The sequence below is a fragment of the Arsenophonus nasoniae DSM 15247 genome, from assembly GCF_000429565.1.
Taxonomy (GTDB): domain Bacteria; phylum Pseudomonadota; class Gammaproteobacteria; order Enterobacterales; family Enterobacteriaceae; genus Arsenophonus; species Arsenophonus nasoniae.
This window is the reverse complement of sequence record NZ_AUCC01000075.1, coordinates 1-14,126: the sequence shown is the minus strand read 5'-3', so window position 1 is coordinate 14,126 and position 14,126 is coordinate 1. Positions and strand designations below refer to the sequence as shown.

Annotated in this window: 17 protein-coding genes; 8 read left to right on the top strand and 9 right to left on the bottom strand. The window is 35.4% G+C overall.

Features of this window, described 5'->3' with window-relative positions; translation table 11 throughout:
* Positions 1 to 680: 680 nt before the first annotated feature.
* Entirely contained in the window at positions 681 to 950 is a 270-nt protein-coding gene (locus tag G468_RS0113400; RefSeq protein ID WP_026823550.1) for a hypothetical protein, read from the bottom strand.
* Between the two features lie 250 nt (positions 951 to 1,200).
* A complete protein-coding gene (locus tag G468_RS0113395; protein WP_026823549.1) occupies positions 1,201 to 1,461 on the bottom strand; it encodes a hypothetical protein in 261 nt (86 codons plus the stop codon).
* 406 nt (positions 1,462 to 1,867) lie between these two features.
* On the opposite strand from G468_RS0113395, the gene G468_RS0113390 reads away from it, so the two are divergent.
* Entirely contained in the window at positions 1,868 to 2,071 is a 204-nt protein-coding gene (locus G468_RS0113390) for a hypothetical protein (protein ID WP_026823548.1), read from the top strand.
* A gap of 93 nt (positions 2,072 to 2,164) precedes the next feature.
* Here G468_RS0113390 and G468_RS20990 read toward each other — a convergent pair whose 3' ends face one another.
* A complete protein-coding gene (locus G468_RS20990; RefSeq protein ID WP_210409120.1) occupies positions 2,165 to 2,818 on the bottom strand; it encodes an alpha/beta fold hydrolase in 654 nt (217 codons plus the stop codon).
* A gap of 63 nt (positions 2,819 to 2,881) precedes the next feature.
* Here G468_RS20990 and G468_RS0113380 point away from each other — a divergent pair, with 63 nt between their 5' ends.
* Entirely contained in the window at positions 2,882 to 3,316 is a 435-nt protein-coding gene (locus G468_RS0113380; RefSeq protein WP_026823547.1) for an RloB domain-containing protein, read from the top strand.
* Between the two features lie 443 nt (positions 3,317 to 3,759).
* Here G468_RS0113380 and G468_RS0113375 read toward each other — a convergent pair whose 3' ends face one another.
* From G468_RS0113375 to G468_RS0113365, 3 genes are all read right to left on the bottom strand, one after another.
* Positions 3,760 to 3,963, bottom strand: a complete 204-nt coding sequence (locus G468_RS0113375) for a hypothetical protein (protein ID WP_026823546.1) — start codon at positions 3,961 to 3,963, stop codon at positions 3,760 to 3,762.
* A 408-nt stretch (positions 3,964 to 4,371) separates the two neighbouring features.
* Positions 4,372 to 4,593: a pentapeptide repeat-containing protein gene (locus G468_RS0113370; protein WP_162143430.1), complete on the bottom strand. Its 222-nt coding sequence runs from the start codon at positions 4,591 to 4,593 to the stop codon at positions 4,372 to 4,374.
* A 101-nt stretch (positions 4,594 to 4,694) separates the two neighbouring features.
* Positions 4,695 to 4,898: a hypothetical protein gene (locus G468_RS0113365; RefSeq protein WP_026823544.1), complete on the bottom strand. Its 204-nt coding sequence runs from the start codon at positions 4,896 to 4,898 to the stop codon at positions 4,695 to 4,697.
* A gap of 603 nt (positions 4,899 to 5,501) precedes the next feature.
* On the opposite strand from G468_RS0113365, the gene dusA reads away from it, so the two are divergent.
* Entirely contained in the window at positions 5,502 to 6,536 is a 1,035-nt protein-coding gene (dusA, locus tag G468_RS0113360; protein WP_026823543.1) for a tRNA dihydrouridine(20/20a) synthase DusA, read from the top strand.
* A gap of 45 nt (positions 6,537 to 6,581) precedes the next feature.
* Here the strand turns inward: dusA and G468_RS0113355 are convergent, their stop codons facing one another.
* Positions 6,582 to 6,911, bottom strand: coding sequence for a hypothetical protein (locus tag G468_RS0113355; protein ID WP_026823542.1), 330 nt, complete (start codon positions 6,909 to 6,911; stop codon positions 6,582 to 6,584).
* A 346-nt stretch (positions 6,912 to 7,257) separates the two neighbouring features.
* On the opposite strand from G468_RS0113355, the gene dnaB reads away from it, so the two are divergent.
* The 5 genes from dnaB to G468_RS0113330 all read left to right on the top strand — a co-directional run bounded on the left by dnaB (position 7,258) and on the right by G468_RS0113330 (position 12,370).
* The gene (gene dnaB / locus G468_RS0113350) at positions 7,258 to 8,667 is read left to right on the top strand and encodes a replicative DNA helicase (protein WP_026823541.1); all 1,410 of its coding nucleotides are present in this window, start codon (positions 7,258 to 7,260) and stop codon (positions 8,665 to 8,667) included.
* Positions 8,668 to 8,698: 31 nt separating this feature from the next.
* A complete protein-coding gene (gene alr / locus G468_RS0113345) occupies positions 8,699 to 9,784 on the top strand; it encodes an alanine racemase (protein ID WP_026823540.1) in 1,086 nt (361 codons plus the stop codon).
* Between the two features lie 58 nt (positions 9,785 to 9,842).
* Positions 9,843 to 11,039 carry an amino acid aminotransferase gene (locus tag G468_RS0113340; RefSeq protein WP_026823539.1) on the top strand — a complete coding sequence of 399 codons (1,197 nt, stop codon included), beginning with the start codon at positions 9,843 to 9,845 and terminating at the stop codon, positions 11,037 to 11,039.
* A gap of 297 nt (positions 11,040 to 11,336) precedes the next feature.
* Positions 11,337 to 12,071, top strand: coding sequence for a filamentous hemagglutinin N-terminal domain-containing protein (locus G468_RS0113335; protein ID WP_026823538.1), 735 nt, complete (start codon positions 11,337 to 11,339; stop codon positions 12,069 to 12,071).
* Between the two features lie 116 nt (positions 12,072 to 12,187).
* The gene (locus G468_RS0113330; RefSeq protein WP_026823537.1) at positions 12,188 to 12,370 is read left to right on the top strand and encodes a hypothetical protein; all 183 of its coding nucleotides are present in this window, start codon (positions 12,188 to 12,190) and stop codon (positions 12,368 to 12,370) included.
* Positions 12,371 to 12,948: 578 nt separating this feature from the next.
* Here the strand turns inward: G468_RS0113330 and G468_RS20985 are convergent.
* Together G468_RS20985 and G468_RS0113320 are read right to left on the bottom strand one after the other, a co-directional pair.
* Positions 12,949 to 13,863 (bottom strand): calcium-binding protein, encoded by a 915-nt coding sequence (locus G468_RS20985; protein WP_051297109.1) that lies wholly within the window; start codon positions 13,861 to 13,863, stop codon positions 12,949 to 12,951.
* Between the two features lie 40 nt (positions 13,864 to 13,903).
* The coding region (locus G468_RS0113320; protein WP_026823536.1) for an ATP-binding protein at positions 13,904 to 14,126 on the bottom strand (223 nt) is incomplete at its 5' end.

Sequence of the window (14,126 nt, the reverse complement as noted above, 5' to 3'; positions counted from 1 at the left end):
TGTGTATATAAAAATAAATTTAATTGTCAATATGTTAATTAATCAATTGATTATTAATGTTATTTTTAAATGTATTTCATTCTGTTAATAAATAATAGAAACTATCTTAGCGAAACAATAAAATTGCATGATTTTTGTGTTTATCTGTTTACTTTTATTCTATGTAGATATAACATTATTGTTGATAATAATTAACCAATTCTATATGTTATTATAAAATGATACTAGCGGGTTTTTCTTATTTACCAATTTATTATTGATTTAAATTAACTTTTTCGCTACTGCTATTAGTTTTGGCCCGTTTAACCGTTTTAATTGTCATAGTTTGTCAGAGATATTAATGTTTTTACATTTTGTATCCTAGTTAATCTAACAATATTTCATTTTGTCATTAGATCAGCTAAACGCGCAATTAGTACTCTTTAAATTGCAATCTAGTAACAAACACGCCTTTTTACTTTCAACCATCTTATCACTATCTAGAAATACATTCATTTAGCTGGGTACATCAATGTTTTAACCTTTAAAGTTGATCTTAAACCCCATCCTTTAGCGCAGATCATTTGCATAGTTGCCTGTATCGCTCGCCGTGGCTTTGATGAAACAATCGAAATATTAGTAGATTACAGCGCTCGGGGATGAGCTTCTCTATCCTTTTAAAGGCTAAAACAGATATATCTTTAGTCAGATTTTTTTGTTTTTTCAGGATTGGGATATACTTCTCTTGTATCACCATTAAAGCAACTTGGGCCTTTGAGAGGATCTTCCCAGCAAATATCAACAGCATTTTTTACGTTTGGCCTATTGATAGTTGTGGATGATACTCTTACATATTCTCCGTTACCCTTTGGGACAAGAATAGTGTTTTTAAGCGAGGAATCTTTAGCTACAGCAATAAAACTAAATCCTAGAAGAGCAGTAGTAGAAAGGATCTTACATAATGGTTTCATAATTTATCCTCCAACAATAAATGAAAATCACAATTAACAACATACAATAAATTAATATTTAATGAACATTCTTTAATAAATGGATTAAAATTAAATTGATAACATTTCTAATCATAATGGATGAGATAAAATTCATAGGATTAATGGCTAGCTACGAGCACAATTATCTTTGGTTCAGAGGCTAGCTTAACACCGTAGAAATATGGTATTTGCACCTATATAACAGTCAAAAGAATTTAATAATTGAAAATTAATTTGCTTGGCTGATGGTTTTATCCTCTGCGCCATTTATCATACCATTTAAAATTTTTAAACGATTATTTACTGCTTCACTTCTTTGGAGTTCGCAATTCTCTATTAACCAATCGATTTTGGCTTTTTCTTCTGCAGGCGATAAATTATCCACCTTCGTGTCGTAGCACTCCGCTGGTTTATTACCGGCATTAGCCTCAGAAACTAAGTTGAACCCTAAAATCAAAATGTTAGCAAATAAGTAGCATAATGATTTCATAAATTATTCTCCAAAGTAAAATGCAACTTGGAATATATATTAGCTCATAATTTTAACATTTCAATAACATTGGCAAGAAAATAATTTCAAGTTAATTATTGGTATTTGTAAAAGGGGATGAAAGTAACATGTAAAATGATGGTTTCTGTCTATTTGCTAAGCGCATTAGCTATTTAATTACAACTAGTTATTTTTAAACATTATTTTCAGCCTAGTAGAAAAAACAACTAGGCTATCTTGTTATATCAATATTTTTAAATAGAAAATAAATCTAATAAATTTTAGTGTTTTTTACCCGCTTAGGAACAATCTTATACAATGTAAAATTATTGTTAAATTTATTATTTGCCTTTTATAATAATGTTTTCCTGTAATCACATTTGTAACTCTAATTTAAGGGGCAAATATGTTAAAAATTAAATTATTTATTTTATTTTCGTTTGTTTTTATCAATATACCAGGTTTTGCTGATCCTCCTCAAAATAAACTACCTACTGGTAGAGACTGTACTGCGCTTCTTTCACCTGATACTAGATCACAGGTAAATCCTAATGTAGATTTAAGCTTATGTGATCCACTTAATGCACGTAAATCGAACTTACCTCATTAAGTTTAATTTAACTTACTTTATTAAAATCATTTTAAATAATACATATTTTATTATATGTATTATTTTTAGTTTTATTTTCAATGAATAAAAAAATTAGGGTCTACTTGCGTGAATAATACATTTAGCTAGTTTTTGTGGATTATTAAATAATATCTCATGGCTGCCTGGCAAACTAATAAAACGATAAAACTTAAGACGATCACTAAATTTAGGGTGCCAACCATATTCACCCGCTGGCAGTGCATTGTCTGTTGATGCATATATTATGCTACTAGGAATAATAAGAGATGCAAATGTTTTCAACGGAACCTTATCATAATGGCTGGCAGCGCAACTTGATGTTAAAAAATTATCATAAACTTGTTTTGCTTTTTTTAATTCTGCGTCACCAATAAATAATTCTCTAAAAATAGCAAAAGGTAGCATTATTTTTTTATCAATTGTAATTTTTTGCCAAATCTTATGGTAGCGAGGAGGAAGTGTATCGAAAAGCGATTCTCCATCACCTAAAATAAATGCATTATGAAAAACCAAATGTTTTATACGGGGTGCTTCTATTTCGGCTAGGCGTTGAACATTAGTGCCACCAAAACTGTGACCTAACACAACAAGATCTTTCAAATCATGTTGCCTTACATATTCAACAATAGAATCGACACAATCAGCATGGCTGGTACTAAACTCTGCCTGTAAACTATGGCCTGCGATGGTTAGAGTATGAACATCTAAACCTTGATTAAGTAATATTTTGGCAACATCATCCTATGCATGTCCATCATGCCAGGAACCATGTATTAAAAGGTAAGTATATTGCATAATATATTGATCTTATATTCTACGGCTGCCGGACCCAGTATTAGACTGATTTCAGCAGGTGGAAAAGCTCCAAATGGTCCTATCGACGAAGCGATATCATATAAGAAACAACGTGAATACGATGAAATTGTTGTTTTGCTCGATACAGATATAGCGTGGACAGAAGAAAAAATAAACGAAGCAAAAGACAATAATATAGAATTAGTAGGTTCAGAGCCATGTCTTGAAGGTTTGTTATTAAAGATTCTTGACAAATCTGTACCCGATAAAAGTAAAAAATGTAAAACACAATTGCAGAATATGTTACCTGGTAAATCGACAGAAAGTAGAAGCTATGCCTCTTTATTTCCGAAAGAATTATTAGATAAAGTCAGAAATAAAGTTAAACCTTTGGGTACTTTAATAAGTTATATAAGTGGTGAAAAATAAAGATTTATTCTTAACAAAATAAAATTTATTTTTGTCTTTGTTAATCAATTTTACCAATAATTACTCTACACCATTTGGGGTGCTTTTTAATCATTCATGGTATTGAGAAAATTTTAAACGCTAATAATTAGCAACTAAAGTAATATTTAAAAATATAGAAGATTTTATTAAATAATGTTAAATAAGTAGATTGCTTTTGAGTAACTCGCCTGCTCTTATTTATTTTGTTATATCTTAAACTTTTATCTCCTATATATTTTTTAAGTATAATTGATATAAATTTTGTTCGGATGATTTTAATAAATGCTGAGTTCAATAAGTTAAACATAATAAAAATCAACATATCGATAATAAAATAGAAATAGGTTTATTATTTAACTCTTTCATCATTGGTGAAAGAGGTATATCTATTTTTATTGGTTATAAATTTAACGGGATATAGCTTATTTATCTAGAGTTGACAAATTAATTTCCATTTTTGAGCAAGGTATATAACGATTTTTATCACATAATTCAATACAGGGATCAGGAAGATTTAATGGAAGATCATTGAGATCTGGAGCAATTAAATCAGTTGGATTTGCAAATGTAAAGTCACTGGCCGCGATAAAAAATAGAGTCATTAATACCTTACCTAATTTGTTCATCTTTTTTCCTTATAAATGAAAATTTTCACTTATATTAGATAAGTTAATATTAAAATCAATTTAATTTACTAAAAATCAACTTGATTAATATTTTTATTAAATTTTAACAATGTAAAATCATTTAAATTAACATTTAGCACGAAGCGAATTTAATTTTGTCTTAAATATCAACCTAAAATTTTAGCAGCACAGTATTGGCAAGAGAAACGGTTAAGATAGGTTTATAAATAAAAAGATAGATTAGTATCTTTGTAGTTACCATTAACTCTATAGCAGTTATTATTTTAATTGACACGCAATAAAAACAGCCAATAATCTAAATAACCTCTTTTTTAACTGAAGAGGTAGGTTTAGTTTAGCTAAGTGGTGCGCAAAAAGCAGGGAGCAAAACTTGTTTGGTTATTTCTGTTAGTCGATACAAAAGGGGGTAAAATTATATTCAGCGGACTTACATAAATTCTTTTTTGCCTCAGCCAAATTCGCTTGAGTCAAATTTGCTTGAGCTAAATTTGCATCAGTTAAATTTTCTCCATGTAAAACTGTATTATTCATATCGCTATTCTTAGCTAAAGAAAAAAAGCTGAGTCCGAAAAGGGAGATAATTGTCAATGTTTTGAAAAACGATTTCATAATTTTTTCTCTGATGATTATATTAAAAAACATTTTCAGTCTTAATTAAATTAACCTCTTCGAATTAAGAAGAGGTGGAATAAGCTTGGTTAGGGGCTATTTTAATGAGGAATAGTGATTTCTCCTGCACTTGTATCAGCTTTGCAATAAAATTTTCCATCGTCAGCTAAGACACATAGTTTTAGTTTTCCGTCAGATCTATCGGAGTAATATGTTACCAAATTACCTTGCTGATAGGTTGCTAAAGAAAAAAAGCTGAGTCCGAAAAGTGAGATAATAGTTAATGTTTTGAATAATAATTTCATCATTTATCCTCTGATGATTAAATAAAAAAAACATTTTCATCATTAATTTTTAACAATTCAATGGTATTTATGTAAATGCAACAAAATGTCATAAATAAAATTTTTTTAATTTTTTATATAAGTTTTCACACCAGATGATGTTTAGAAACTTCCCGCTATGCAGGGAACCGAAGTTCTATGATTTCCTCTGAATGTATGAATGGATAATCTAATATTTTGCGGTGAGCGCAATTGAGAATAGAGTAATTATTAATTCATTGCAGAATGAGGGTTTTATTCCAGATTTATAATATAAAAAACTTCTTTATTCAGCTAGCCATCGCCAACGGGTATTTTAAATGTCACCTAAACAACTTTCTCGCTACTAAAGCTAGTTTTGAATAATTAGCTTGCGCTTTTTTCTCAAAACATAATAACCTAAACCTCGGTAGCTAAGAACTTTCTAATAGGTTGCAAGTCTGAAATGGCAATGCTTGTATAGCGCCATCCCACATATAGATGTTTCTCTATGGTATAATCAGCGAGACCCTCTCTATAATGGTTGTTAGAAGCCAGTGATGCCATTTAGAGGCAAGAAAAAACAACATACCAAAACAGCGAAAAATGCACGATAACACAACTAACCCAAAATTAACGCCAGACAACGAATTTACGGCCTCAACAGGCTATTCTAACCACCACCGTTTTAGCGTGGCACCGATGCTTGATTGGACAGATCGCCATTGCCGTTATTTTCACCGTTTATTGACTAAAGAAGCGTTACTTTATACCGAAATGGTGACAACGGGCGCGCTTATTTATGGTAAAGGTGATTATCTGGCTTATAGTGAAGAGGAACATCCAGTTGCTTTGCAGTTGGGTGGTAATGAGCCCACGGCTTTGGCCTATTGTGCAAAAATGGCTCAGCAAAGTGGTTATGATGAGATTAATTTAAATATTGGTTGTCCTTCGGATCGCGTTCAAAATGGCCGTTTTGGTGCTTGTTTGATGCGTGAAGGCGGGCTAGTAGCGGATTGTATAAAAGCAATGCAGGATGCTGCGACGATCCCGATAACAGTTAAAACCCGCATTGGCGTTGATGATGATGATAGTTATGCTTTTTTAACCGATTTTATTGATAAAATTGTGACAGATAGTCAATGTCGTTTATTTATCATTCACGCGCGCAAAGCTTGGTTATCAGGTCTAAGTCCGAAACAAAATCGGGAAATACCGCCGTTAGACTATTTACGTGTCTATCAATTAAAAAAAGATTTTCCTCAGTTAACCATTGTGGTTAATGGTGGTATTAAAAACATTGATGAGGCTAAACAACATTTACACCATCTTGATGGTGTTATGATAGGACGAGAAGCTTATCAAAATCCGGCATTATTAACTCAGGTTGATGTTGAATTTTTTGACCAAAGGAGCCTAGTTATTGATCCCATTATCGCAGTACAAACCATGTATCCTTATATTGAACGCGAATTGAAACAGGGAACTTATTTAGGTCATATCACTCGTCATATGTTGGGCATATTTCAAGCTATTCCTGGTGCCCGCCAGTGGCGCCGTCATTTGAGTGAAAATGCCCATAAAAAAGGTGCCGATGTGACTGTGGTTAAGCAGGCACTTGAGTTTATTACTGGTAACTAAATAATTAACTCAGGTCATTTTATTTATGCCAGACCTGGTGAAGCTTTAATTAAAGGGAACTAGGGAACTGAAAGCGCGATCAAAATTAGCGAACATATAGAGCATTTGACTAATGAAACCAGCCTTTATTTTATTTTTTTGTTCGCATTTCCCCGTTTTGGCCGTATTTTTTTGCAAACTATTTTCCATCATTTGTATAGCGAGATTAATTAATTGCTGAAAATCAGCTAATTCATCATTGTTACCATACTGTTCCAGAAGGGTGTCAAATTTTTGCTTGGCATAATGACAAATAGTTTGAAACTCATCACTAGAAAAGCGATTTTTGCTATAAACATGATTAATAAATGGATTGATCTCTGGAGAGCTATTCATAACAATTGAACTCCGCTCAATTACAAAGATTTGCTTATTAAAAAATTAATAAACTATATAATCGTTCGCGAATAAACAATCTGAAAGTACAATTTGTTAATGGTTATGTTTAACTAGTCGATCATGAGCAATGATTGGAATATTTTTCAGAAAGTTCAGATTTATTGCCAATATTTTGCTATGTTTGATTGAGGAACATTGCAACATTTTCAGATTTTCTGTAAAAGATAACAGTGAATAATCCTGAAGGTTCAATCTCACATTAAATGATCAAATTGTCACGAAATAGCAGTAAATAGCATATACTGATGAGCGACTCTATTGATTAATGGGTAAAGAAAGTGTTATGGCGAAGAAGTATTCCGCAGAAACCGTATTTATTGGTCAGAAAGATCGTCAAATAGAGGGGCTAAAAATGCCCCCTCACTCCTTAGAAGCTGAGCAATCTGTACTTGGTGGATTAATGTTGGATAATGAGCGTTGGGATCATGTCTCAGAACGCGTAACCAACGCAGATTTTTTTAGTCGACCACACCGCACCATTTTTGCTGAAATGCAACGTCTGCTTGAGCAGAGTAGACCAATTGATCTAATTACTTTGTCTGAATCGTTAGAGCAGCAAGGCGAATTGGATAGTGTCGGTGGCTTTGCTTATTTAGCGGAATTAGCTAAAAATACCCCAAGTGCAGCCAATATTAACGCTTATGCCGATATAGTGCGCGAGCGGGCTGTTGTCCGTGATATGATTGCGGTGGCAAATGAGATCGCCGATGCCGGTTATGATCCTCAAGGTCGAACTAGCGAAGAGTTACTGGATTTAGCTGAATCACGTGTTTTCCAAATTGCAGAAACGCGAGCCAATAAAGATGACGGTCCGAAAGGGATTGAAGAGATCTTATCAGAAACGGTGGAAAAAATTGAACAACTCTATCAGAAGCCTCATGATGGTGTGACAGGCATATCTACCGGTTACCAGGATCTGGATAGAAAAACCGCAGGATTACAAAACTCTGATCTGATTATTGTGGCTGCTCGCCCTTCGATGGGTAAAACGACTTTTGCGATGAATTTATGTGAACATGCAGCAATGACGGAAGAAAAACCGGTCTTAATTTTTAGTTTGGAAATGCCAGCTAATCAAATCATGATGCGTATGTTAGCTTCGCTGTCGCGCGTTGATCAGACGCGTATTCGTACTGGCCAACTTGATGATGAAGATTGGGCTCGTATTTCCAGTACTATGGGACTGTTGATGGAAAAGCGTAATATGTACATTGATGACTCTGCCGGATTAACGCCGACAGAAGTTCGTTCTCGTGCTCGTCGCGTATACCGTGAACATGGTGGTTTAAGTTTAATTATGATCGATTACCTTCAGCTGATGCGTGTTCCTTCCCTGTCTGATAATCGTACACTTGAGATTGCCGAAATTTCTCGTTCCCTTAAATCATTGGCGAAAGAGTTACAAGTGCCGGTGATCGCATTATCACAGCTTAACCGTAGCTTAGAACAACGAGCGGATAAAAAACCGGTCAATTCCGATTTGCGTGAATCCGGCTCCATTGAGCAGGATGCTGATTTAATTATGTTTATTTATCGCGATGAGGTTTATAACGATAATTCAGATCTTAAAGGTGTAGCAGAAATTATTATCGGTAAGCAACGTAATGGTCCAATTGGGACAATACGTCTGACTTTCAATGGACAATGGTCCCGTTTTGATAACTATGCCGGGCCAATCTACCACGACGAATAATCTATCGATTTAATTTAATACGGAGAGTAAAATGAAAGCGGCAACCGCTGTCATTCACCGCCGCGCTTTGCGTCACAATTTACAACGAGTTCGGGAAATTGCGTCTCATAGTCGCATCATTGCTGTCGTTAAAGCTAATGCTTATGGGCATGGTTTATTGGAAACAGCGCATACAGTTAAAGATTTAGCTGATAGTTTTGGGGTTGCTCGTATTAGCGAAGCAATCGCATTACGTGAAAATGGGATCAGTAACCCCATCTTATTGTTAGAAGGTTTTTTTGATCTAGCGGAATTACCTATTATCACTAGGCATGCAATTGATATTGTTGTACAGAGTATTGAACAACTTGAAACTTTAGAACAGATTAAATTAGAAAAACCGATAAAAGTTTGGATGAAACTTGATACCGGTATGCACCGTTTGGGGTTTAGACCTGAAGAGGCGGCAATATCTTATGCTCGCTTGGTGGCATGCCAAAATATCCAAAAGCCGATTAATATCATGAGTCATTTTAGCCGTGCAGATGAACCAGGGCTACCGGCTGCTACCAATCAGCAATTGACTTGTTTTAATGTTTTTATAAAAGATAAACCCGGTGAAAAATCGATCGCTGCATCGGCCGGTATTCTATTATGGCCAGCATCCTATTTTGATTGGGTGCGCCCAGGCATTATGATGTATGGTGCTTCACCACAAGAAGGTAAACAAGGCAAAGATTTTGGTCTTCTACCAGTGATGACACTCAAATCTAATTTAATTGCTATTCGTCAACATAAAGCTGGAGAGCCGGTTGGTTATGGTGGAGTTTGGGTTAGTGAGCAGGATACCAATCTTGGTGTAGTCGCAATTGGTTATGGTGATGGTTATCCGCGTAATGCGCCATCAGGCACACCAATACTAATAAATGGGCGCAAAGTGCCGATTGTTGGTAGAGTTTCTATGGATATGATCTCAGTAGATTTAGGTGTTGGAACCAATGATAAGGTCGGTGATGAAGCAATTATGTGGGGAGATCTATTGCCTGTTGAAGAAGTGGCGGCATATACTGGCGTCAGTGATTATGAATTACTGACAAAGCTAACCTCACGGGTGGCAATGGAATATTTGGACGAATAAATTTGTCGTAGGTTTTTTAATAAAAAAATGGCTATCATGATAGTGGGGAGAATTTTAAGTGTTTCAGAATGTTGATGCTTTTGCAGGCGATCCTATCCTATCATTGATGGATGAATTTAATAAAGATCCCCGTGAAAATAAAATTAACCTTAGCATTGGCCTTTATTATGACGGCAAAGGTAATACTCCCCAACTTGGAACTGTTGGTAAAGCGAAGACAAAGCTTAATCAAGTACCCGCTATAGCCTCTCTCTATTTGCCCATGGAAGGATTACATAACTATCGGTTAGCGATTCAAAAGCTACTTTTTGGGGCAGATAATCCACTCATAAATGAGCAACGAATTGCAACAGTACAGACTATTGGTGGCTCAGGAGCCTTAAAGCTGGGAGCCGATTTTTTACATCGTTATTTTCCTGCTTCAGAGGTCTGGTGTAGTGATCCGACATGGGAAAATCATGCTTCTATTTTTATGGGATCAGGTATTAATGTCCATTATTACCCCTATTTTGATGCCAAAACTAAAGGGGTAAAATTTGCAGAAATGCTGGCAACATTTAAACAGCTGCCAGCAAAAAGCATCATCTTATTGCATCCATGTTGTCATAATCCGACCGGTTCGGATTTAACGCCGCAACAGTGGGATCAAATAACCGAAGTGGCAAAAGCGCGCCGTCTTATTCCTTTTCTTGATATCGCTTATCAAGGATTTGCTAAAAGTATGGATGACGACGTTTATGCTATTCGCACTATGGCTCAGGCTGGATTACCGGTATTTGTCAGTAATTCATTTTCCAAAATTTTTGGTTTATATGGTGATCGGGTTGGCGGTCTATCCATTATTTGTCAAAATCAACAAGAGTGTGAACGGGTATTTGGCCAACTAAAGGCGGGTGTACGTCGTCTCTATTCGAGTCCACCGTCAAATGGCGCTAAAATTGTCGAACATGTGCTAACCAATGATACATTACGCACTGAATGGTTAAGTGAAGTAGAATCGATGCGCCAGCGCATCTTTGCTATGCGTAGAATGTTAGTTAGCAATTTGAAAAATGTGTTACCTGAAAAAAACTTCGACCACCTACTTAAGCAGCATGGTATGTTTAGTTACACCGGCTTTAGCCCAGAGCAGGTTGCGCGTTTACGTGAAGAGTTCGCGGTATATTTGGTTAGCACAGGGCGTATTTGCATGGCGGGTGTTAATCAACATAATGTTCAGCGTATTGCTCAGGCTTTTGCCGCAGTGAGTCGTTAACTGAATTTAATTACCATCAATAATTTTATTAAAACCATTAATGATTTAATTACTGGTTTTTATTTATTAAACATAAAATTATAAAAATCATATTTAATTTTAAGAATAAAAACAAAATAGCATTAATTAAATTTAACATATTGAATTATAAATAAAAATAATGATTTTTATTAGAATAAATAATTAAATTATTGATTATTATATATTGCCTATTAAATTTTTCCTTTCTATTTTGAGGCGATAATGTTCATCCTCATATTTATGTATTTATGCCAAAATAGAATAGTAGGTAATGTAATGAAAAATAAAATTATTCGTTATCGTACAAAAATAGCTTATCTTATTGCCAGTTATCCTCTATTGCCGGTTTTCAGTTCCACTATCCAACCGATGAATGACAAAACTCAGCTAACGGTTGAAAATCAAATTCCTATCATCAATATAGCGGCTGCTAATCAGGCGAGTATTTCGTATAATCGCTATCAGCAATTTAATATACCGCCACAAGGTGCGGTTTTGAACAATGCGATCCGACCTGCCAATAGTCAACTAGTCGGCCAACTGGCTAAAAATGACCAGCTGGCTGAACGGGCGGCAAGCTTGATCATTAATGAAGTAACCGGTTCATCTTCTTCACAACTTAATGGCAAATTGGAAATTGCAGGCAAGAAAGCGGATGTGATCATCGCCAATCCAAATGGCATCAGCTGTGATGGCTGTCATTTCAGTAATATTGGTGGATTAACCTTAACGACTGGCCAGCCAATACTGAATCAACAAGGCGAATTTGCCCATTTAAAGGTAAAAAAAGGTGATATCACGATCCTTAATAAAGGATTCTATAGTGGTAGTCAAGATTATGCTGAGATGATCAGCCGCACTGTTACTATCAATGCCAGTATTCTTGGCAAAAATATTAGCTTATTGTCAGGTACTAATGCGATTAATTATCAGACTGGAACGGTTTCTCAAATCGCAAATCTGAGCCTAAAACCACAATTTGCTGTTAGCATTACAGAATCGGGCATTTAACTGCTAAAGCGCCAGCCGTTATAATTCCTGCAAACAGTGAAATTTTATCTCAGCAAGATCTTTTAGTTGAAAGCGATAGCCTAATTAATCAAGGTAAAGTAACCGCTAAACAAAATATGCATCTATTTAGTAATATCATCAGCAATCAAGGTGAAAGTGCTAAAATTGAAGCCTATAATAATCTTTGGCTACAGAAAAATGCCCAAGGTGAGCCAAGTGAAAGGATTGAAAGTAACGCGGAAGCTATCTCGACCCAAACCGGTAATTTGATCCTAAAAGCCAAACAAGTGATTAACTAAAACAATAACGCTAGCATCGTGGCACAATTAATAACGCCGGATAAGTAACAACGTTAAAGCATATGTTGTCAGGGCAAGTAGCGCTAGCATAAGTATTCGTGTTGGCAAAAATATAAAATTTCATTTTCAGATCAAATGAAAACAGCGCTGGTTTGCTGCAATCGCTCCAGCGCTATTGTAATTTGTTTAATCGGAAAAAACGGTTACATATTAGTTTTCCGACTAGTAGTTAGTCGGATTTCTGCCGGTAACAATCTCTATATTAAATGCCCTAAGGGCGCAAACCCGCAAACAATTTAAGCCTCGCTGCTAGATTTAGCACAGTTTGCGCTAAAAGGTAAGGAAGTTCTTGATAGTTTAGGTGCCAGAAGATTTGCTAGGATTTCGACCCTAGCGATTAAAAGTTACAGACCACCATATCAAGCTAATCAGGGCGCTTGGTGATAAGAGAGTGTGCTTTAGACAAGAAGATTTTGCTAACCAATTAATATATAGTAACAAGATGCAGTGCTGAGTAAAGCAACCCTATCAACCAGTAATGAGTCGGTGGGCTGCTGACTGAATTAATTTTTTGTAGGTTAAATGATAATATCCTTTATTGGATCAACAGTGCCGATGATGTCGATTTGAAATTCTGCTTGTCCATCACCATCATGATCAAGCAATAATTTGGTTAAATTTTCTGTTTTATTATAATTAATCATCATTTCATTTTTTTGCTTGGAAAACTTATTTACCAACTTAATCATAACATCACAATTATTAATTTTTTTTAAAGAAGAGATATCTATTTTATCGCTACCCGTTTCAAAATCAGTTATTTTATCGGGTGATGCGGATAGAGAATCATTGATGGATAGATACTGAAAAGTATCATTTCCCCTGTTTCCCTCTAAGTGTTTATCACTAAAATCGCCTGTTAGTGTATCGCGTCCTAAGCCACCTGATATTATATCATTGCCTGCATCACCTGATATTTTATCGTCTCCAGAACCGCCTAATAGGGTATCATTACCTAAACCACCTGATAGCATATCGTTTCCAGAGTCTCCTGACATAATATCATTTCCAGCATCACCATACATTGTATCATCGCCAGAACCGCCTAATATTCTATCATTTCCAGAGTCACCTCTTAGCGTATCATCACCGGAGCCACCTGATAGCATATCGTCGCCAGAACCACCTGATATGTTATCGTTTCCTGATCCGCCTGATATTTGATCGTTTCCTGCATCACCTAATATTTCATCATCTCCGGCATCACCTAATATGATATCATTTCCAGCATTACCTTTTAGTATATCATCACCTTCATCACCTAATATGGTATCATCTCCGGCATTACCTGATAGGTTATCATCACCTGTATCACCTAATATGGTATCGTTGCCCGCATTACCTGATAGGTTATCGTCTCCTGCATCGCCTAATATGGTATCATCTCCGGCATTACCTGATATGGTGTCAACGATCACCGAAAACTGATCCACTTTTTATCTAAATCCGATCAATCAAAATTGATCCACTGTTTTACTCAGTTATTGCTCCTGAGCGCCGCTTATCTTTCAATCGGTAGCTTTCACCGCTTAATTGCAGTACATGCGAATGATGAAGTAAACGATCAAGCATAGCGGCAGTTAATGTTGCGTCATCAGCAAAAGCACTTGGCCATTGCCCAAATGATAGGTTACTCGTCAATATGACACTGCCATGCTCATAACGCTTGGCAATCACATTGAAAAACAGGTTTGCT

Bases quoted from the DNA above. Each gene is read 5' to 3' on its own strand.
- G468_RS0113400 (WP_026823550.1), bottom strand. From the start codon at position 950: ATGAAACCATTATGTAAGATCCTTTCTACTACTGCTCTTCTAGGATTT.
- G468_RS0113395 (WP_026823549.1), bottom strand. From the start codon at position 1,461: ATGAAATCATTATGCTACTTATTTGCTAACATTTTGATTTTAGGGTTC.
- G468_RS0113390 (WP_026823548.1), top strand. From the start codon at position 1,868: ATGTTAAAAATTAAATTATTTATTTTATTTTCGTTTGTTTTTATCAAT.
- G468_RS0113375 (WP_026823546.1), bottom strand. From the start codon at position 3,963: ATGAACAAATTAGGTAAGGTATTAATGACTCTATTTTTTATCGCGGCC.
- G468_RS0113370 (WP_162143430.1), bottom strand. From the start codon at position 4,593: ATGAAATCGTTTTTCAAAACATTGACAATTATCTCCCTTTTCGGACTC.
- G468_RS0113365 (WP_026823544.1), bottom strand. From the start codon at position 4,898: ATGAAATTATTATTCAAAACATTAACTATTATCTCACTTTTCGGACTC.
- dusA (WP_026823543.1), top strand. From the start codon at position 5,502: ATGCACGATAACACAACTAACCCAAAATTAACGCCAGACAACGAATTT.
- G468_RS0113355 (WP_026823542.1), bottom strand. From the start codon at position 6,911: ATGAATAGCTCTCCAGAGATCAATCCATTTATTAATCATGTTTATAGC.
- dnaB (WP_026823541.1), top strand. From the start codon at position 7,258: ATGGCGAAGAAGTATTCCGCAGAAACCGTATTTATTGGTCAGAAAGAT.
- alr (WP_026823540.1), top strand. From the start codon at position 8,699: ATGAAAGCGGCAACCGCTGTCATTCACCGCCGCGCTTTGCGTCACAAT.
- G468_RS0113335 (WP_026823538.1), top strand. From the start codon at position 11,337: ATGAAAAATAAAATTATTCGTTATCGTACAAAAATAGCTTATCTTATT.
- G468_RS0113330 (WP_026823537.1), top strand. From the start codon at position 12,188: ATGCATCTATTTAGTAATATCATCAGCAATCAAGGTGAAAGTGCTAAA.